General features: G+C 72.0%; 13 protein-coding genes and 1 pseudogene. 10 read left to right on the top strand and 4 right to left on the bottom strand.

The genetic code is table 11. The annotated features are described in order from the left end of the window. Positions 1-25 precede the first annotated feature (25 nt). Both CLT74_RS12505 and CLT74_RS12500 read right to left on the bottom strand, forming a co-directional pair. Positions 26-2173 (bottom strand): glycosyltransferase family 1 protein, encoded by a 2148-nt coding sequence (locus tag CLT74_RS12505; protein ID WP_099846681.1) that lies wholly within the window; start codon positions 2171-2173, stop codon positions 26-28. Then, positions 2170-3612, bottom strand: coding sequence for a glycosyltransferase (locus tag CLT74_RS12500; protein WP_099846680.1), 1443 nt, complete (start codon positions 3610-3612; stop codon positions 2170-2172). Before CLT74_RS12500 ends, CLT74_RS12505 begins: the two co-directional genes overlap by 4 nt. 309 nt (positions 3613-3921) lie before the next feature. Between CLT74_RS12500 and CLT74_RS12495 the strand changes: the two genes are divergently transcribed. Next, positions 3922-5769, top strand: a complete 1848-nt coding sequence (locus CLT74_RS12495) for a DUF6311 domain-containing protein (RefSeq protein ID WP_099846679.1) — start codon at positions 3922-3924, stop codon at positions 5767-5769. 21 nt (positions 5770-5790) lie between these two features. Here the strand turns inward: CLT74_RS12495 and CLT74_RS12490 are convergent, their stop codons facing one another. Beyond that, a complete protein-coding gene (locus CLT74_RS12490) occupies positions 5791-6954 on the bottom strand; it encodes a hypothetical protein (RefSeq protein ID WP_486582279.1) in 1164 nt (387 codons plus the stop codon). 362 nt (positions 6955-7316) lie between these two features. Between CLT74_RS12490 and CLT74_RS12485 the strand changes: the two genes are divergently transcribed. Continuing rightward, a complete protein-coding gene (locus CLT74_RS12485; RefSeq protein WP_099851879.1) occupies positions 7317-8879 on the top strand; it encodes a glycosyltransferase in 1563 nt (520 codons plus the stop codon). 5 nt (positions 8880-8884) lie between these two features. Continuing rightward, positions 8885-10168, top strand: coding sequence for a nucleotide sugar dehydrogenase (locus tag CLT74_RS12480; RefSeq protein WP_099846678.1), 1284 nt, complete (start codon positions 8885-8887; stop codon positions 10166-10168). Between the two features lie 55 nt (positions 10169-10223). Here CLT74_RS12480 and CLT74_RS12475 read toward each other — a convergent pair whose 3' ends face one another. Then, positions 10224-10763: an acyltransferase gene (locus CLT74_RS12475; protein ID WP_099846677.1), complete on the bottom strand. Its 540-nt coding sequence runs from the start codon at positions 10761-10763 to the stop codon at positions 10224-10226. Between the two features lie 192 nt (positions 10764-10955). Between CLT74_RS12475 and CLT74_RS12470 the strand changes: the two genes are divergently transcribed. The 7 genes and pseudogenes from CLT74_RS12470 to CLT74_RS12440 all read left to right on the top strand — a co-directional run bounded on the left by CLT74_RS12470 (position 10956) and on the right by CLT74_RS12440 (position 19701). Further along, positions 10956-13187 (top strand): DUF6077 domain-containing protein, encoded by a 2232-nt coding sequence (locus CLT74_RS12470; protein ID WP_486582725.1) that lies wholly within the window; start codon positions 10956-10958, stop codon positions 13185-13187. Positions 13188-13310: 123 nt separating this feature from the next. Further along, positions 13311-15065, top strand: a complete 1755-nt coding sequence (locus CLT74_RS12465) for a CDP-glycerol glycerophosphotransferase family protein (RefSeq protein ID WP_486582278.1) — start codon at positions 13311-13313, stop codon at positions 15063-15065. A gap of 135 nt (positions 15066-15200) precedes the next feature. Next, on the top strand, positions 15201-15512 hold the full coding sequence (locus CLT74_RS12460; RefSeq protein WP_099851876.1) for a hypothetical protein: 312 nt from the start codon (positions 15201-15203) through the stop codon (positions 15510-15512). Between the two features lie 99 nt (positions 15513-15611). Then, positions 15612-16268: a response regulator transcription factor gene (locus tag CLT74_RS12455; protein WP_099846674.1), complete on the top strand. Its 657-nt coding sequence runs from the start codon at positions 15612-15614 to the stop codon at positions 16266-16268. Positions 16269-16278: 10 nt separating this feature from the next. Further along, positions 16279-17724 (top strand): annotated as a pseudogene (locus CLT74_RS12450) (sensor histidine kinase); the annotation flags it as partial. Positions 17725-17881: 157 nt separating this feature from the next. Next, complete coding sequence (locus CLT74_RS12445; protein ID WP_099846673.1) at positions 17882-18853, top strand: ABC transporter ATP-binding protein; 972 nt, start codon at positions 17882-17884, stop codon at positions 18851-18853. Beyond that, positions 18850-19701: an ABC transporter permease gene (locus CLT74_RS12440; protein WP_099846672.1), complete on the top strand. Its 852-nt coding sequence runs from the start codon at positions 18850-18852 to the stop codon at positions 19699-19701. Before CLT74_RS12445 ends, CLT74_RS12440 begins: the two co-directional genes overlap by 4 nt. Positions 19702-19703: the final 2 nt, after the last annotated feature.

Below are 19703 nucleotides of genomic sequence, written 5' to 3'. Positions count from 1 at the left end.
GGCCCCGGATCGGTTGTCCGGTGCGTCAGTGCGTACCCGCCGGCGGCTCCAGCACCAACCTGTCGAAGTCCTTGTGCGTGACGGACCAGTCCCAGGTGCCGAGCACGTGCGAGGCCGCCGCCCGGCCTGCCTCGCGCCAGGTCTCCTCGGACGCGGTGACGTCCAGGATCCGCTGCGCCGCCTCCGCCGGAGTGGCGACCACCCAGTCACCGGGGAAGAGGGTGCGGGCACCGTGCGGCCGGCCGGCGAAGTACGGCCAGTCCCGTACCACAGGCACGGCACCGCTGGCGGCGCCCTCGACCAGCCCGCAGTGGAAGCTCTCCCGTACCGACGTGCTGAGGATGACCCCGACGTCGGTCAGGGCCCCCGGCACATCCTCGGTCCGGCCGGTGCGTACCACGGCACCGGTGGGCTCCAACTCCGCCAGATCCGCGGCCAGTTCCGCCGCGTACCGCTCCACCCCCGGGCCGAGCGAGGTGCGCAACTCGTCACCGATCAGCTTCAACCGGTACCGGTCGTCGCGGCGGCGCAGCTCGCGTAGCACCTCCAACGCCCAGCGCGGATCCTTGGCCACCGCGCTGAGCCCGACCAGGCCCAGCGTGAAGCGGGCGTCCGGGGACGGCTTCGGCAGCACGTACCGGTACAGGTCCATGGCGTTGGCGATCACATGGGTCCGCGGCCCCTCCGGCGCGCGTAGCCGGGGCACCGCTGCCAGCGTCAGGTCGCGCAGGTGTTCGGAGACGAACACGAGGTCGTCCACTCGGGACCAGTCGGTCAGGTGCGGCCACCAGGTGAACGCCTCGAAGCTGTGCAACCGGATGATCACCCGGGCCGACCCCGGGTCGATCATGGTGAGCATCGCGGCGGCCAGGTTGCACCAGTCGACGAAGATGGTGTCCGCCCAGGCGACGTCGGCACCCCACGCCTCCTGGACCTTCCGGGCGTGCTCGGAGCTGCCGGCGAGCCGGTGCCGCGTCAGACGCATCCGCCCGTTGCCGAGCACCGGGCGGATCGACTCCTCCACCAGGTTCAACCGGCGGACCTCCACCCCGGGCGTCGCCTCGTAGCGATCGAGGATCGGCCCGATGAAGTTGTCGTTGATCCCGGTGAAGAAGAGCATCCGATGTGGGCGGTCGGCGGGTGGGAACTCCGCCGTCGTACGCCGGCCCTGCGGGGTCTCCAGGGCCTTGCCGACCTCGCTCTTCAGCAGCGGTGCGAGGAAGCCCGCCGGATCCGCGGCCAGCGGTGAGGTGAGCCCGTCGAAGTGCAGGTTCCGGTGGAACAGCAGGTCGAAGGCGCGTACCACATGCTCCGCGGCCTGGCCCGACCTGCGCTTCTTCAGGTGACCCTCGGCCATCTGGAGCTGCCCCTTGACCACCGTCTTCAGGTGCTCGGGCAGGGTGCCCTGTTTGAGCTCCGCCTCGACCAGCGGGCTGAGCACCTGACCCTTCGCCGCGACGCTGCGCATCCGGCGCTGGGCGGCGAGCGCCAGCCGGTTCGCGCTGTCCCGGTGGCCGGCCCGGCGCATGCTGCGGTTCACCCGCCGGGCGGCCATGCTCCGCAGGCGTTCCGGCACACCGGGAGCGGTGACCGCCTGATGCCAGAACCAGCGCACCGGGGCGAGCTTCATGGCCCTCTTGCCGGTGCTCAGGTCGAACACCCGCTTCGCCAGGTCGATGGTCTGACTGCGGGTGGCACTTGTCAGCGCCGTGGGCGAGGGACCGATGGTGCTCAGCCGGTGCCGTCGGTACCGTGCCGGGTCGGCCGACCGCTTCTGCACCGCCTGCACCGCCGGAGCGATGCCGTGGACCGCGTCGGCCCGCCGGTGCCGCTGCGCCAGCTGCCAGACCGTGTGCAGCGCCTTGGCGTCCAGGGCGACCAGCACGTCGGCCCGCTTCGCGTGCCGCCGGATCCACGGATCACGCTGGGCACGCAGCCACGGCCGCCGGGCCGGGTTGGCCCGCTTGACCATCCGGCCGAACCGCGGCCCCAACTGCTCCGTCGTGGGTAGCTGGTGCACCTCGGCCAGCTCGGTCACCGCCGGGATCTTCACCGGGTCGAAGGTGGTGGCGATGCGTACGGTGACGCCCAGCGCCCGGAACTGCGCCAGTGCGTCGGTGAGCACCGCCACCCGGGCGGGTACGGCGCCCAGCACTACCAGGACCTCGATCATGACCCACCTTCTCGGGCAAGGGCGCGGGTGTCGGCAGCGGCATCGGGCGCGGCGTCGGCGGGCCCGCCGGCGCCGAGCACCAACTCGGTGACCTCCCGGACGGCGGGGATGAGCTGCTCCTCGCGGGCGTACTGTCGGGCCTCGACCCGCGCCTTCTCCCGTTCGGCCACGTCGGCGTTGCGGGCCATGTCGGCGGCCCGCCGGAACGCACCGGCCAGGTCGTCCGGCTCAAGCCCGACCGCCCCGGTCCAGAGCGGGTACGCGGACAGCAGGGTGGAGGCGTCGTGCTCCGCCTCGTGGGCGGAGACCACCGGCAGCCCGGTGGCCATGTACTCGTAGACCTTGCCGGAGGTCATGTACTTGCCGCCGGTCACCATCAGCACGACGGCGTCCCATCGGGTGTAGAAATCCACCACCTCGGCCTTGGGCACCGAGCCGCCGACCACCACTCCGTCGGCGGCGGCCGCCCTGAGCAGCTCGGCGTGGCGGTTGTCGCCCCGCGCCCACCCCGAGCCGATGTGACCCCTCACCTCGAACGTGGCGTCGGTCAGTGCCGGGTCCTCCGCGCGGGCCTTCCGCCACCCCTGCAGCACCGCGTCGAGCAGCGGCACCGGCAGATTCAGCGCACCGAGGTAGCCGAAGTTCAGCGGGCGGTCGGCCGGGGCGGGAATCGACTCGGCCGGAATGCTGGCCGCGTCGTAGCCGTTGCGCACGATCCGCATCTTGTGAGCCAGGTCCGGATAGCGTTCCCGGTACCAGCGGGAGATCGGCTCGTTGACGTTCCAGATCGTCACGGCGTGGGTGAGCAGCTTGGTCTCCCACCGACCGGAGACCGAGTCCCGGGTGAACGCCTCCCCGCCGTTGATCACGTCGACGGACCATCCGTCCCGGAAGTCCACCACGTAGGGAACCCGGTGGGTCTCCCACAGCTTCCAGGTGGCGGCCAGGTTCACGTACGGGACGCAGGTGGTCACCAGCAGCTCCGCCGGCCGTTCGCGGTGGAGCTGCAGCACCGCCTCCTCCAGCGCGGGCCGCCAACCGCCGAACACCGGCTCGGGGAAGACCTTCAGGTGCTGGTCGCGCAGCTCGGTCAGGTAGTCGTTGTGGGCCAGGGCCCGTCGCTCGCTGTAGGCCCGGACGTCCGTCTCCAGGTCCTCCCGGAACAGCGGCAGCTTCACCACCCGGACGCGAGGATCCACCCCGGCGACCAGGGTGTGGTCGAGGCCGTAATCGCGCTCCCACGCCTCGTCCGCGATGGTGACGACCGTGACGTCCCAGCCCTCGGCGGCGAACTGGTTGGCCGTCGCCCGCATCCGATAGGTGGAGCTCTTGGCCGCCGGTGGGAAACCGATCGCGAGGTAGATCATGTGCGGCCGGGATCCGGGCCGGCGCGTCCGGGAACGCTTCCACGAGTCCCAGAGGGTTCGCCGCTTGTTCATTTGTTCCGTTCCTGGGGAGGTGGGAAGGTCCCGCCCTGGCACCCGGAGGGCCCCTCATCGCTACCCGGTCGGGTGGCGGCAGCCGCAGGACGTCTGCGGAGCGGGACCATGCCGGGAGGGACCTTTCGCCAGAGGTACGCCGTACCTCGTCGGTAGGCGGGACGCGGTTTCTGCGGCGCGACGCCGGGCAGGGCCGTCGCGGACAGGGTGCTGACCCTACAATAACGCCGGTTCGAGCGTCCGTCGTCTCGGCCGCCGTCCGATCCGTCCGGTGGCCGTCCCGGTCGCCGTGGGAGGTTGCGCCCCATCATGACCACTCCCGAAACCCGCGACCGCGAGCCCGTCGCCACCGGGAGCGCCGAGCCGGCGGAGAGCGACACTTCCGCCCCGCCGCCGAGCGCCGAGCCGGTGGCCGGCACTGGACGCAGCACCGCCCGGCGTTGGCCGGTCGACGTGGCGGTCGCCCTGGTCCTCCTCGCCGGCGCGGGCTGGGTCACCGGCCGCGGGTGGCTCGACCCCGACGGCCGGCTGCTCGGCAGCCGCCCCGACGACCAGGGCTTCAACGAGTGGATGCTGGCGTACGCGGCACACGCGGTCAGCCACCTGGAGAACCCGTTCTTCACCACGCTGCAGAACGCTCCGGACGGGGTGAACCTGGTCGCCAACGTCGGGTTGCAGCTGCCCGGGCTGGTGCTCAGCCCGGTCACCCTGCTCTTCGGCGCGCCGGTCGCCTACCTGCTGTTCATCACCCTGAATCTGGCCGGCACCGGCTACGCCTGGTACCACGTGCTCTCCCGACACCTCGTCGACTCCCGGGCGGCGGCCTTCCTGGGCGGCCTGTTCTGCGCGTTCGCCCCGGCACTGGTCTCACACAGCAACGGCCATCCGCACATCACGGCGCAGTGGCTGGTGCCGTTCATCGTCTGGCGGCTGGTCGCGCTCTCCCGGGGCGGGCACGTGGTCCGCGACGGTCTGCTGCTGGGCGCGTTGGTGACCGCGCAGTTCTTCGTCGGACTGGAGATCCTCTTCCTCACCGCGCTCGGCTGCCTGATGCTGGTCCTGGCGTACCTCGCCGTCCGGCCGCGGGACGCGGTGCGACGCGGGCGCGCACTGCTGCCGGGCCTGGGGATCACCGCCGTACTGGTGGCGGTCGTGGCCGCGTACCCGCTCTGGATGTACTTCGCCGGCCCGCAACACCGCAGCGGCCATCCCGGCACCGCCGACATGTACGCGCTGAAGCTCGGCTCCTTCGCCCGGTTCGCCACCGAGTCGGTCGCCGGTGGCCCGACCAGCGCTGTGGGCTGGGCACCGAACACCACGGAACAGGCCAGCTTCTACGGCTGGCCCGTGCTGTTGCTGGCTCTCGGCGCGTGGTGCTGGCTGCGACGTGAGGCCGCCGTGGTGGTGCTCGGGGCCGTCGGACTGGTGTCGGCGCTGCTGTCGATCGGCACCACCTGGACCGTCGGCACCCGCCGCACCGACGTGCCGGCACCGTTCGCGCTCGTGCAGCACCTGCCGGCATTCGACTCGGTGGTGGTGGCCCGATTCGCCCTGATCACCACCGTGGTGCTCGGCGTGCTGCTGGCGATGACCGCCGAACGGCTCGCCGACCGCCGGGGCCGACCGTTCGGCCGGCTCGCCCGCGCCGCCGGTGCGGTGGCCGTCGCCGTCGCGCTGGTGCCGATCCTGCCGACGCCGCTGCCGGCTCGTGACCGGCCCCCGGTGCCGGACTTCGTCACCAGTGGCGCATGGCGTGATCACGTGGCGCCGGGCCGCACCCTGGTGCCGGTGCCGGTGGCCCGGATGACCTCGGTGTACTGGGGTTCGGCCGCGCTTGCCGGTTTCGCCGTGCCGGAAGGCTACTTTCTCGGACCGGTCTCCGCGACCGACACCACCGGCCGCTGGGGAGTGGAGCCCCAGCCCACCGCGGCTCTGCTCACCGCCGTGTCGAAGGGCGGCCGGGACACCACGGTCGGCCCGACGGAGATCACCCAGGCGCGCGCCGACGTCCGTTACTGGAAGGCCGACGCGGTGGTGCTGCCCGACCGGGGCGCTCGGCGTCACGATGCGCTGAAGACCGTGCTCGACGCTCTGTACGGCCCGGGACAGCGGATCGACGACGTCTGGCTGTGGGACGTGCGTCCGTTCACCCGATGAGCGCCGCGCCCCGGCCACCGGTCAGGGCGACCACGGCCAGATCAGCAGCAGGTAGCCGCCGAAGTAGGTGGAGAAGGCGACCACCGCCACGAGCACGGTGGTCGCCCGCGCCCAGCCGGCTCGGGCCAGCGCCACGGCTGCCGGCAGCAGCAGCGGGAAGGCCGGCAACAGGAACCGGGCCTTGGACTGGTAGTAGCCGGCGGTGCCCAGTGTGGTGGCCAGGAGCAGCCCGCTGTAGAGCAGGAGTTGCCACGGCTGCCGGTCGAGCAGGCTCAGTACGAAGAACATCAGCGCCAGCAGGGCAACCAGGCTCACCACGAACAGTTGCGGCGGGGCCGTCTGCGCCAGCGCCTCGCGGCCCTGGCGCACCGTGTAGACACCGAAGTCGAAGGTGCTGCCCCAGCCGGCGGACTGGATGTGGAACCAGCCGTCCGGGCGTCCGACCTCGCTGCCCACCCAGGCCAGGTAACCGAGCCAGCCGGCGGGGGCGAGCAGCGCGGTCACCCAGGGGCGCCAGCCGTCCCGGCGTCGGATGATCGCCACCAGCGCGGCCAGCCCCACCACCGGTATCAACGAGGAGGCGGTCGGGCGGGTCAGGCCGGCGAAGAGGCAGAGCAGGCCGGCGGTGATCCAGTGGCCGCGCAGCAGGGCGTAGAGCGTCCAGGCGGCGAGGGCGGTGAACAGGGTCTCGCTGTACGCCATCGATTCGACCACGGCATGCGGCACGGCCGCCCACAGCGCGGCGAGTAGTACGCCGCTGCGTCGGTCGTGCAGATACGCGCCGATCGCGAACAGCCCCCAGGCGGCGGCCAGGCCGGCCAACCAGGCCACGACCAGCGCCGCGTCGCGGGTGCTGAGCGGCGAGATCCGGTCCAGCGAGGCGGTCAGTCCGGGGTAGAGCGGGAAGAAGGCCATGTTGGACTGCGCCTTGTCGTACCCGTCGTAGCCGTGCTGGGCGATCGCGAGATACCAGATCCCGTCCGACTTCGCCAGGGACCCGCTGGGCGAGACGCCGACGCGGTCGGCCCAGACGGCGAGGACCACCACGCCGACCAGGCGGATCAGCGCGTAGGTGGCGAGCCCGGGCAGGGCGTACCGGGCTGCGTCACGGAGGCGTCGGGCCCGGCCGGGTCGCGCCGGCGCGGCACCGGCCGCCGGTTGCTGCTGCCGCTCCGCCGTCACCACGCCCGGTCAACCCGTCCGACCGGAACCGCGCGGCGCTCGCCCGCCGCGTCCGACCCTGGGGTCCGTCGGGCCGCAGGGTGAGGTGTGCAAGGGTGCAATGGAGCCCCGTCCGTGCCGAAAGGGGACGACCCGACAGCTCGTTCGCGATGCGGCCAGGCGGCGCGACACCGAAGCGAAAACGGCAATCGGTCATCGAACAGCATGCAGGTTAGCAATCGGCGCGGCAGGTCGCGGAGCACCTACGGGACGGCGTTTCGGGGCCGGGGCCCTGCCGTACACTCGCTCGGGTTCGCGGGCGGCGGCACCGGCGACGACGGAAACGGACAACGATGGGATCTGACGACCTCGGTGGGGGTGGCCTGGTGAACGCGCCGGACGTGACGGTCGTCATCGCCGTCTACAACACCATGCCCTACCTGACCACCTGTCTGGACTCGCTGATCGGGCAGAGCATCGGCCTGGAGCGGCTTGAGGTGGTCGCGGTGGACGACGGCTCGACCGACGGCAGCGGTGAGGAACTGGACCGGTACGCCAAGCGGTACCCCGGCACCGTCACCGTGCTGCACCAGCCCAACTCGGGTGGTCCCGCGGGGCCGAGCAACCGGGCGCTGGACGTGGCGCAGGGACGCTACGTCTTCTTCATCGGTTCGGACGACTACCTGGGCCCGGAGGCGTTGGAACGGCTGGTGGACGCCGCCGACCGGTGGGGTTCGGACGTGGTGCTCGGCCGGATGGTCGGCACCAACAACCGCTACGTGCACCAGGCCATCTACGCCAGCACCGAGGAACAGGTCGACCTGTTCGACAGCGCACTGCCCTGGTCGATGTCGAACACCAAGCTGTTCCGGCGGGATCTGATCGAGCGGTACGGCCTGCGGTTCCGCGAGGACCTGCGGATGGGCAGCGACCAGCCCTTCACCCTGGAGGCCTGCGTACGCGCCGGGCGCATCTCGGTCCTCGCCGACTACGTCTACTACTACGCCGTCAAACGGGACAACGCGCAGAACATCACCTACGCGAGTCGGTTCGAGGAGCGGCTGCGCTGCGCCGAGGAGCTGATCAATTTCGTGGCCGGGCTGATCGAGCCCGGACCCCGCCGCGACGCCGTCCTGGTGCGGCACTTCAGCTGGGAGCTGGCCAAGCTGCTGCGGGCCGACTTCCTCGACCTCGACCCGGCGGTTCAGGAGCGTAGCCACCAGCGGATCCGCCGGCTGGCCGAGAACTTCCTGACCGACGCCATCCGGGATCAGCTCGCCCCCGACGTACGTCTGCGCCTGCTGGTCGCCCGGCACGGGAGCCTGGCGCAGCTACGCGAGTTGATCCGTCAGCAGAGCGAGAAACTGCTGCCCGCGTTGACGGTCGACGGCGACCGCTGCTTTGCCGGCTACGTCGGCTTCCGTGACCCGGAACTGGACTTTCCGGACGACTGGTACGACGTCACCGACCGGGCCGCCAAACTGGCGGTGAAGACCACCGTGACCGAGCTGGCCTGGGGCCGCGACGCCGTAGGTGGGTTGACCCTCGTGATCACGGCGCACAATGCCTGGGCGCGCCTGGCCGATCTCACCGGGGACGCGGTGCGGGTCACCGTCGGTGACCAGCTGGCCGTCGTCTCGTTGCGCCCGGACGAGGCCGGTACCCTGCTACGTGCGGAGTTCCCGGTGAAACAGCTGCTCGCGGCGGGTGCCGAACGGTGGAAGGCCGGAGCCAAGCTCACCGTGCTGGGCGGGCGCGCCACGGTGCCGCTGCGGGCCAAGCGTCAGCTCACCGCACCGCGCCAGGCGTTGTGGCGCGGGTTCCGGTTGCACCGCGTCACCGCCAACACGGACCGCAAGCATCAGGTGCTCCTGACGATCAAGCGCGTCAGGTACCGCCAGGTCGCCGCCACCCGTCTGGCCCGTCTGCGGCCTTCGAGAGGAAAGTAGTCCCCATGAACATCTGCGTCGTCGCCCTCGGGAAGATCGGCCTGCCGCTGGCCGTGCAGTTCGCCTCGAAGGGGCACCGGGTGGTCGGCGCCGACGTCTCCGAGCGGGTCGTCGGGCTGGTCAACGACGGGGCCGTGCCGTTCCCGGGCGAGACGGACCTGGACGTCAAGCTGAAGGAGGTGGTGGCCGCCGGCCTGCTGTCGGCGACCACCGACACCACTGCCGCGGTGGCCGCGTCCGAGGCGGTCGTGGTGGTCGTGCCACTCTTCGTCGACGCCGACGGCGTGCCGGACTTCGGCTGGATGGACGACGCCACCCGGGCGATCGCCGCCGGCCTGAAGCCGGGCACCCTCGTCAGCTACGAGACCACCCTGCCGGTCGGCACCACCCGGGGCCGGTGGGCGCCCATGCTGGAGACCGGCTCCGGGCTCACCGCCGGCGCGGACTTCCACCTGGTCTTCAGCCCGGAGCGGGTGCTCACCGGTCGGGTCTTCGCCGACCTGCGCCGGTACCCGAAGCTGGTCGGCGGCATCGACGAGGCGTCCGGTGAGCACGGTGTGCGCTTCTACGAAGCGGTGCTGGACTTTGACGAGCGGCCCGACCTGAACCGCCCGAACGGCGTCTGGGACCTGGGTTCGGCCGAGGCGTCCGAGCTGGCCAAGCTGGCCGAGACGACGTACCGGGACGTCAACATCGGCCTGGCGAACCAGTTCGCCCGGTTCGCCGACACGGTGGGCGTCGACGTCATCAAGGTGATCGAGGCGTGCAACACCCAGCCGTACAGCCACATCCACTCGCCGGGGATCGCCGTCGGCGGGCACTGCATTCCGGTCTATCCCCGGATGTACCTGTGGAACGACCCGGCGGCCACCGTGGTGCGCTCGGCCCGGGAGGCCAACGTCGCCATGCCGGAGTACGCGGTCGACCTGCTGGCCGCCGCGTACGGCGACCTGACCGACGTCGGTGTGCTGGTGCTCGGCGCCGCCTACCGGGGCGGCGTCAAGGAGACCGCCTTCTCCGGTGTCTTCCCGACGGTGGAGGCGCTGCGCCGTCGGGGCGCGAAGCCGTACGTCTCCGACCCCATGTACACGAACGAGGAGCTGGTGGCGCTCGGCCTGCCGGGCTACGCCGGTGAGTCGATAAGCGCCGCCGTCATCCAGGCCGACCACGCCGAATACCGGGCCCTCGGCTCCGCCGACCTGCCCGACGTGACGGTGCTTGTCGACGGGCGACGGGTCACCGAACCAGCCCGTTGGACGGGTGTCCGACGGGTGGTCATCGGAGGCTGAACGAGCCGCACCCGGGGCCCGGCAGGTACGCACTCGGGCCCCGGTCGTAACCGGGTCAGTGATCCCGTCGGGGTGGGTTGTCCAGGTCCCGCGAGACGACCTCGCCCCGCTCGTCGACCCAGCCCTTCGGCCGGGCCGGGTTGCCCGCCACCAGTTGGTACGGTGCCACGTCCCGGGTGACCACCGAACCGGCGGCGATCATCGCGTACTCGCCGACCTCGATGCCGCAGACCAGGGTGGCGTTCGCCCCGATCGAGGCGCCCCGGCGCACCACGGTGGGGGTGATCTTCCAGTCCGGGTTCTGGGCACGGGGGCGGAAGTCATTTGTGAAGACCGCGCACGGGCCGACGAACACCTCGTCCTCCAGGAGCACCCCCTGGTAGACGGAGACATTGTTCTGGATCTTCACGAGGTCGCCGATCGTGACGCCCGCGTCGACGTAGACGTTACGACCGATGACGCAGCCGGCGCCCACCCGGGCCGACGACCGGATGTGGGCCAGATGCCACACCTTGGTCCCGTCGCCGACCTCGGCCCCCTGCTCGACGTCGGCGGTGGGATGGACGAAGACGGAGGGGGAGCTCGTGTCAGTCAACCTTCAGATCCCATCGAAATTCGCACGGTCTGGCGGAACTCGGCGCAGCATACCGGGCCGTGTGATGACCGGGTACGGAACCGACTCCGATTACGCTCCTTGCCGATCCGCCAGCACCGTCGGCCGAGCGTGCGCTCCGTACGCCCCGCGCCGGACCCGCCCGTACGACGACGACAAGGACGCCCCGTGTCGATGACCGACCAGGCCACCGCCTCCTCGGCGGCGATCGACGGACCGACCGATCCCGCTCCGGCCCGGTGGCGGTCCGCCGCCGGTCGGGTCGGGGCGGTCATCGCCTGGCTGCCCGCAGCACTCACCGACGGCGCCGTCCTGGTGTTCGCGCTCTGGACACTGCTGTACCACGCCGCGCTCCCGCTCGGCATCGCCCCGTCGTGGACGTTCCGGGTCTGGTTGGCGGCCGGCCTGGCGCTGGCCCTGCTCGTCGCGCTGACCCGATGGCGCCGCCGACGCGGCGCGCCGGACGCCCCGGGTGGCACGTCGGACCCGGCTGGCGGCCCGCCGGACGCCACCGGCAGTCCGGCGGAGGTGGTGGGCGATTCGCTGGACGCTGCCGGCGGTTCGCCGGATCCGGCGGGCACGGGTCCGGCGTCCGCCGCCGATCGGGCGGGGGCAGGCACCGGCCGGGCAGCGGTCGTCCGGCGCGGACTGACGGCACTGGTGCTGATCTTCGGCACCGTCGCGGCGGTCACCGCCGGACTGGCCGGTACGCCGGCCGGCGCCGACCTGTCCTGGTGGGTGCCTGCCTCGGCCGGGATCGTGGCGGCCACGGGTCTGGTGCTGCTGACCCGGGGGACCTGGCGGGACGCTCCGGTGACCCGGCCGCCGGCGCCGACCGCCTGGCAGTCGGCGTACGCGTTCCTGATCGCCGGTGGTGCCGCCGCTGCCTCGCTCGTCCTGGCCCGCAACACCCCCGACGACATCTACTACGTGGGTCGGTCGGTCTGGGTCGCGGAACGCGACAACGTTCCGCTCAACGACTTCCTGTTCAGCGAGAACGTCCTGCCGGCGATGGCGTCCCAGCCGCCGATCGCCAGCATCGAGGTGCTGGCCGGCGCGCTCGCCCGGTTCCTCGGCATCTCCGCCGCCTCGGCGACCTGGTACCTGCTGCTGCCGATCATGGCCGTGCTCGCCGTGCTGGCGCTCTGGCGGCTGGTGCAGCGCTGGGCGCCTCGGCGTCCGGTGCTCGCCTTCACCGTCGCCATCGCCTTCCTCGCGCTGGTCTGCGGCCCGGACGCCGCCCTGGGCAACTTCCATCTGCCCCGGCTCTACCAGGGCAAGGGCATGTTCGTCTCCGCGGTCGTGCCGTTGATGTGGCTCTATCTCACCCGCTGGTTCGACGACCGGTCCCGGCGAGGGCTGCTGCTGATCGCCGCGCTGTCGATCACCGCGACCGGGCTCACCACCACGGCGGCGATCGTCCTGCCGCTACTGGTGGGTGGGGCGGCGCTGATGATGCTGCTGGTGGGCCGCTGGAAGTCGGCGCTCGCCGTCGGTGCGGCCGCACTGACCTATCCGATCGGGGCGGTGGTGATCAGCCAGCTGCTCCTCGGTTCGGCAAACGAGTCGGCCGCCGACGTCAACTTCTACGACGCCGCGCACACCTACCGGCGGACGTTCGAGGTCGGCATCGTCGGCGTGATCGGCGGACTCGCGCTGTGGTGCGGCCCGCTGCTGGCCCGCCGTCGCAGCCCGGCGCTGCTGGCGGCCGGCGGCACGGTCACGCTGAGCGTGCTGCTGGTGCCCGGGGTGCTGGAGTGGCTCAGCGCGCTCACCGGCATCTCCGTGGTGCTGTGGCGGGTGTCGTGGCTGCTCGCCCTGCCGGCGCTGATCGGTCTGCTGTGCACAGTCTGGCTGCCGACCCGGCTGCCTGCCGTGCGGGCGCTGGCCGGGGCGGTGCTGGCCGCCGCGATGGTGGGCTCGTTCGCCGTCTACGCGGTGCCGATGTGGGACGAGCGCAGCGGGGTGCTGGTGCACGACGGGCCGACCTGGAAGATCCGCACGAAACAGCTGGCCATCGCGAGGTTCGTCGTGGGCCTCGACCGACCGGACGGTCTGGTGCTGGCCCCGGAGAGCGTCATGCGGGCCATCCCGTTGCTGACCACCGAGGCGCGGGTGGTCCTGCCGCGTGACTTCTTCCTGATCGAGTACGACATCAACTCGCAGTTCTCCCAGGACCGGTTGTTGCTGACCCGGTTCGCCAACGGTGGCCCGGCCGCCCAGCGGCCCTCCGCCGAGGAGGTGGGCGCTGCCCTGGAGCGGCTCGACGTGGGCACCATCTGCGTCTACAGCCAGAACCGTTACGCCCGGCAGACCGGTGAACGGTTCGGCTACACCACGTACGCCAGGCGGAAGGCCGATCCTCCGGTGCACCCGAACGCCGTCACCTGCCTGCGTCGCGGGTAGACACCCGGGCGTCACGGCGTCGATGTCTCGCGTTAAGGTCGCAGCTGCGCTGGCGCCGGGACGTGGCGTTCGGTGCCGCCGGGCTGCTGGCCGGCCGTCGATCTCGGTAGGGAGAGCCATCCCTTGTTCGGCATGTTGACCGTGCGCGTCGGTGTGGCGGCGCGCGGAGCCCTGCTGGTGGGCGCGTACCTGCTCCTGCTCGTCACCGGCGCGTTCGGCCAGGTCGCCGGGTTCGCGGTTGCCGCCCTGGCGGCGGTGCTCGGCGAGGTCGCCGTACAGCGGCGGTCACCGGCCACCGCGACCCTGATGGAGAAGGCCGGCCTCGGCCTGGGCTACCGGCAGCTGGCCCGCGACGTGTCGGTCGTGCTGCTGGTCGTCGCCCAGGTGGCGCCGGCCGGCGGCGCACTGACCCTGCTGCTCCTGCTGCCCGCCCTGGTGTGGGTGATCGCCGTCTTCGCCGGAGCGTTCGAGCGCATCATCGACCGGCGTAGTCCCGGCGGTTCGATGGTGCGCAACATCGACCTGGGTCGGCTCGGCGGCGGTCCGCAGCTGCCCCGGTGGGCCGGCGCCCTCAGCGGTGACCGGCTGCCCTGGGTGAACGTGTTGCTCGTGCCGGCGGCGGTGGCCGCGGCGGTCGCCGACACGGTGACACCCGTCCACCTGGCCGGCGTGCTCGCCGTCGGGTTGGCCGCGGTGGTGGGCGCCACGGTCGCGTCGATCTGGCTGCGGGGCCGGGGCACCGGGCACGGCGCCCGGCTGTCGGCGGTGCAGCGGTGGCTCGACAGCCACCGCCCGGAGGTCGCGCTGTACTTCGCCGGTCCAGGTAAGGACATCTACCAGGCGAACATGTGGCTCGCCCCGGTCGAGGCGCTGAACCGGCCGACGGTGGTCTTCCTGCGGAACCGGGAGGCCCTGGCGGAGCTGGCCGACACCCGGCTGCCGGTGGTCTGCGTCCCACCCGGCGCGGATTTCATGAATCTCGGCAAGACCAGCGTCCAGGTGGCGCTGTATCCCGCCAACGCCGGGGAGAACATCCACATGCTGCGGGAGCCCGGTGTGCGGCACGTCTTCGTCGGGCACGGCGACAGCGACAAGGCCGCCAGCGTCAACCCCTTCTGCAAGGTCTACGACGAGGTCTGGGTCGCCGGCCCGGCCGGCCGGGAGCGCCTCGCCCGCGCCGGGACCGGCGTACGCGACGTGAACGTGGTGGAGATCGGTCGGCCGCAACTGGCCGGCCTGCGTCCCGCCGGTGGGTCTGCCGAACGTCCCTTCACCGTGCTCTACGCACCCACCTGGGAGGGTTGGCTCGCCGACGACCCCTTCCACACCTCGGTGCTGCTGATGGGGGAGCGGATCGTCGCCGGGCTGCTGGCGATCCGGCCGGAGGTCCGGCTGATCTACAAGCCGCACCCGCTGACCGGCAGCCGGTCGGGGCGGGTGCGGGCAGCACACGAGCGGATCGTGCAGCTCGTCCGGGCCGCCGGTGGCGACGTCGACGCGAGCGACCTGGACGGTCCGGCGCACCGGGTCGTCAGTGGGCGGGTGCCTGCGCTGTTCGACTGTTTCGACCAGACCGACCTGCTGGTCAGCGACGTGTCCAGCGTGGTGTCCGACTTCGTGCAGAGCCAACGGCCGTACGTGGTGACCAACCCCGCCGGGCTGCCCGAGGACGAATTCCGTCGTACCTTCCCGACCTCCCGGGCGGCGTACCTGCTGGCCGCCGACTGCGGGGAACTGGGCAAGATCGTGGCGGTGACCCGGGTGGGCGACGACCCGATGACCGAGGCCCGCCGGGAGCTGAAGACCTACCTGCTCGGTCCGGCCGACGCCAACCCGATGGACCGGTTCGCCGAGGAGGTCGGCCGGCTCTGCCGCTGACGCCGACACGCAACGCGCCCGGGACGGAACCTCGTCCCGGGCGCGTTGCGGTGGAACCGGTTTTGTCCGGTACCGGCCCGGCCCGCCGCCCCGGCGGGCATGCTCGAAGGGCAGGCCGCCGGTGAGGGGATGGGCATGGAGAGCTACCACGAGGACTGGACCGACAGCCAGCGCGCGCTCTACGACGAGTGCTACCGCGCCGGCGCCGACTGGGCCGACGACCCCGAAACGCCGTCCGAGGACGTGCAACACGTGATCAACCTGGCGGAGGCCGACGACGACACCCTCGCCGACGCCGAGATCGACTTCGCCCCGCTTGTCGACGCGGTCACCGAGGCCACCGGCGAGGTCGTCGCCACCGTGCCGGCCAGCCACGACGATCCCGCATTCAAGGGATTCGTGGACGGCGTGCGCGACGGCACCTCCGACGAGACCTTCGGCCTCTGACCGGCTGAGCCGCCCCGACGGCCCCCCGGGCCTGTGCACCAGGCCGCTCGTCTGCCACCATCTGGCGCAGGTAGTGGAGCAACCGAACGGGGAGGCCGGGTGCGCATCCTGCTGGTCGAGGACGACCGACGGGTGGCCGCCGCGCTCTCGTCGGCGCTGACCCGACGCGGGTACGAGGTGGAGCACGCCGCCACCGTCGCCGCCGCGCTCTCCGCCGCCCCCTGTGACCTGGTGCTGCTCGACCTCACCCTGCCCGACGGGGACGGCACCGACCTGTGCCGACAGTTGCGGCGGCGCAGCAGCCAACTCGGCATCATCGCCGTGACCGCCCGGGGCGAGGAGCGGGACCGGGTGCTCGGCCTGCGGCTCGGCGCGGACGACTACGTGGTCAAGCCCTTCTCGATGGTGGAACTCCAGGCCCGCATCGAGGCGGTGCTGCGGCGGGCCTCGCACGCCGCGCCGGAGCGCAACCTGATCGAGGTCGGCCCGGTGTACATCGACGTGGCCGCCCGGACCGTCGCGGTGGCCGGGCGGGCGGTGGCGCTGACCCGCAAGGAGTTCGACGTGCTGCTCTCCCTGGCCCGGCAACCCGGCGTCGCGGTGCCCCGCGACCGGATCCTGCTCGACGCCTGGGGCACCACGTTCACCGATCGGCACACCGTCGAGGTGCACGTCGGTTCGCTGCGCGGCAAGCTCGGTGACCCCCGCCTGGTGGAGACCGTCCGCGGCGTCGGGTACCGGCTCCGGGGCGAGTGAGGAGCCCACAGTGCGACGGCGGCTGGTGATCAGCTATCTGCTGCTGATGGTGCTTGTGGTGGTGGCGCTGGGTACGCCGCTGGCGGTGACGCTGACCACCCGGGAGACCGACCGGGTCCGCGCCGACCGGCTCGCCGACGCCACCCGCTTCGCCTCGCTGGCCGGGCCGGCGTTGCGCGACGGCACGCCCGGCCCCCTCGATCACGAGCTGGGCAGCTACGACGAGCTGTACGGCATCGGTGCCGCGGTGGTGGACCGGGACCGGCGGGAGGTGGTGGCCTCGGTGAGCTGGCGACCGGCCCCGGGCACCCGCGAGGCGCTCGACGTCGCGCTCTCCGGGCAGCAGGCCAGCGGACCCGACTCGGTCTGGCCGTGGGTGGACGGGCCGATCGTGGTGGCGGTGCCGATCAACGACGGTGGCGAGGTGCTCGGCGCGGTGGTCACCGCCACCCCGGCCGACGGGGTCCGGCGTACCGTCGCCACCTGGTGGATCCTGGTCGCCGCGCTGGGTCTGCTCGCCGTGCTGGCCTGCGTGCTCACCGCGTTCGGGCTGGCCGGCTGGGTGCTGCGTCCGGTCACCGAGCTGGACGCGGTCACCCACGAGATCGCCGAGGGCGATCGTGGCGCCCGGGTGCAGCACCGGCTGGGGCCGCCGGAGCTGCGGCGCCTGGCGAAGAGCTTCAACCACATGGCCGACGTCGTCTCCGACGTGATGGACCGGCAGCGCGCCTTCGTCGCGCACGCCAGCCACCAGCTCCGCAATCCGCTGACCGCGCTGCGGCTACGGGTGGAGGAACTGGGGCCGAGCGTCACCGACGAGCAGGGCCGGGCCGAGCACCGGTTGGCGTTGGAGGAGACCGACCGGCTGGCGCTGCTCCTGGACGCGTTGCTCACCCTCGCCCGGGCGGAACGCCGCGAGAACCAGCGGGTCACCGTCGACGCGACGGCCGCGGCCGTGTCCCGGGTCGCCGCCTGGGAGCCGCTGGCCCGGCACCGGTCGGTCACGCTGCGGTTGGCGGCCGACCCCGGGCCGGTGTACGCCAGTACCGTGCCGACCGCCATCGACCAGGCGTTGGACGCCCTGATCGACAACGCGGTGAAGTTCAGCGGTGCGGGCGGCGAGGTGACGGTGACCGTCGAGGCCCGCGACGGCGGGACGACCCTTGAGGTACGCGACACCGGCCCGGGGATGACCCGCAGCCAGCTCGGCCGGGCCACCGAACGGTTCTGGCGGGCGCCGGAGGTGCAGAACGTCGACGGGGCCGGACTGGGGCTGACCATCGCGGCCGTGCTCGTCGACGCCTCCGACGGTCGGCTCACCATGCACCCGAACTCGCCGCGCGGCCTGGTCGCCGCGCTGTGGTTCCCGCAGCCGGCGGAGCCCGCCGACCCGGCTGATCCGAGCGCGCCGGCCGATCCGGGCGCGCCGGCCGATCCGGGCGACCCGACCGGCCCGGGCACGCCGGCCGGCAAACCGGCACCCACCGATCCGGCATCGTCCGCGCCCGCGCCGGCCTGAGCACAGCAGTGCGCGCCGGGGCAGCCGAGGTTTGCTTCAATCCGTAGTATGAGTGCTATCTTTCAACACATATATCGTACGGAGGTAGTGGTCCATGGCTGTCACTGCCGGGGCGGACACCCCGACCAGTACCGCACCGCCAACCGACCGGGGCGTCAACCTCGACGTGCACGACCTGCGGATGCGGTACGGCTCAACCGACGTGCTCACCGGCGTGTCGTTCACCGCGCGGCAGGGTGAGGTGCTGGCCCTGCTGGGCCCGAACGGTGCCGGCAAGACGACCACGATCGAGATCCTGGAGGGCTTCCGGATGCGCTCCGACGGCCGGGTCACCGTGCTCGGCACCGACCCGGCGCGCGGCGACGAGCGGTGGCGGTCCCGACTCGGCGTGGTGCTCCAGTCCTGGCGCGACCACAGCCGATGGCGGGTGCGGGAGTTGCTGGTGCACCTCGGTTCCTTCTACGCCCCCTACTCGACCGACCGGATCAGCCGGCCGTGGGACATCGACGAGCTGATCCAGGTGGTCGGGCTGACCGAGCACGCGGACAAGAAGGTCGGTCAGCTCTCCGGCGGTCAGCGCCGCCGGGTCGACGTGGCGATCGGCATCGTCGGCCGGCCGGAGGTGCTCTTCCTCGACGAGCCGACCGCCGGCTTCGACCCGGCCGCCCGCCGCGAGTTCCATGACCTCGTGCACCGGCTCACCGACATCGACGACACCACCATCCTGCTCACCACCCACGACCTGGACGAGGCGGAGAAGCTGGCCGACCGGATCCTCATCCTGGCCGGTGGCCGGATCATCGCCAGCGGCTCCGCCGACGAACTGTCCCGTCGCATCTCCGCCGACGCCGAGGTGCGCTGGAGTCAGGGCGGGACCCGGTTCGTGCACTCCACAGGCGACGCGACGGGGTTCGTCCGGGAGCTGTTCGCCCAGCACGGCGAGGACATCGCCGACCTTGAGGTGCGCCGGGCCAGCCTGGAGGACACCTACATGACGTTGGTACGCGATCATGAGTCCGGGCGCGCCGACGGCGCGACCCGCGCGTTCGAGGAGGTGGGTCGATGAGCCCGCTGGTGGTGGCCGCCCGGGCCGGTCTGTCCCGAGGCCGGATCGAGCTACGGCAGAGCTTCACCCACTCGGAGACCCTCTGGGGGTACCTCTTCCCGACGATCGTCCTGCTGGTGGTGATGTTCTTCCTGCGGGGCGCCAAGGTACCGGGCACCGAGTTCTCGCTCGGCGCGCAGACGCTGCCCAGCACGCTCGGCATGACAGTGGCGTTCGGCGGGCTGGTCAACATGGCGTCGATCCTCACCGTGGAGCGGGAGGACGGCACCCTGCTGCGGGCCAAGGCCACCCCGAACGGCATGGTCGGCTACCTCATCAGCAAGATCACCCTGGTGTCGGGGATGACCCTGGTCAGCGTCGCCCTGCTGCTCGTACCGGGTCTCTTCCTCTTCGACGCCCTCGCCCTCGACAGTGTCGCGGCCTGGCTGACCCTGGCCTGGGTGATGCTGATCGGGATGGTGGCGACCATGCCGGTCGGCGCGGTCCTCGGATCGTTGCTGTCCAACCCCCGGAACATGGGGCTGATCATGCTGCCGATGATGGGACTCATCGCGACCTCTGGCATCTTCTACCCGATCACCGCCCTGCCCGGTTGGTTGCAGGCGGTCGCACAGGTCTTCCCGATCTACTGGCTCGGTCTGGGCATGCGCTCGGCGCTGCTGCCCGACGCCCTGGCCGCCGTCGAGATCGGCGAGTCGTGGCGGCACCTGGAAACGTTCCTGGCGCTCGGTGGCTGGGCGATCGCCGGGCTGGTGCTGGCACCGATGGTGCTGCGCCGGATGGCTCGCCGGGAGTCCGGGTCGAGCGTGGCGGCCCGCCGCGAGAAGGCCATGCAGCGGGTCACGTGAGG

This window comes from Verrucosispora sp. CNZ293 (assembly GCF_002754655.1).
Note: the sequence above shows the minus strand (reverse complement) of the source record. Positions and strands in the feature narration are given on the sequence as shown.